This is a genomic window from Clostridioides sp. ES-S-0108-01 (genome assembly GCF_020662285.1).
In the GTDB taxonomy this organism is placed as follows: domain Bacteria; phylum Bacillota; class Clostridia; order Peptostreptococcales; family Peptostreptococcaceae; genus Clostridioides.
The window spans coordinates 1-521 of sequence record NZ_JADGMN010000079.1 but is presented as its reverse complement, the minus strand read 5'-3'; the positions used below and the strand labels follow the sequence as shown (position 1 = coordinate 521).

General features: G+C 38.2%; 1 tRNA gene and 2 rRNA genes. All 3 read left to right on the top strand.

Annotation, left to right across the window (positions count from 1 at the left end):
- Positions 1 to 72, top strand: a 23S ribosomal RNA gene (locus tag IR152_RS19870); the annotation flags it as partial.
- A 183-nt stretch (positions 73 to 255) separates the two neighbouring features.
- Positions 256 to 372, top strand: a 5S ribosomal RNA gene (gene rrf / locus IR152_RS19865).
- A gap of 6 nt (positions 373 to 378) precedes the next feature.
- Positions 379 to 453 (top strand) — tRNA-Asn (locus tag IR152_RS19860).
- Positions 454 to 521: the final 68 nt, after the last annotated feature.

The window sequence follows — 521 nt, the reverse complement described above, 5'->3', positions numbered from 1 at the left end:
TTGATAGGTCGAAGGTGTAAGTGCAGTAATGTATTTAGCTTATCGATACTAATAGGTCGAGGACTTGACCAATATTTATTTGATGTTTATTCAGTAAAATATATGTGTAGTTTTTAGAGTGTTAATTTTATGTGAAGTACTAACTTCAATTAATATAGTATGTATCATAAAAACAATTATTATTTAGTACTTTAAAACTATTGACATTTAAAAATAAAGATGTTAATATAATACTTGTCTTATAAATAGGCAATATGTGGTTATAATAGCAAAGAGGATACACCTGTTTCCATTCCGAACACAGAAGTTAAGCTCTTTAGCGCTGATGGTACTTGGTGGGAAACTGCCTGGGAGAGTAGGACGTAGCCACGTGGATATTCCAAGGTAGCTCAATGGTGGAGCAACCGGCTGTTAACCGGTAGGCTGTGGGTTCGAGCCCCACCCTTGGAGCCAAAAAAGCCGAAGTGGCGGAACTGGCAGACGCACAGGACTTAAAATCCTGCGGGACTTACCTCTCGTAC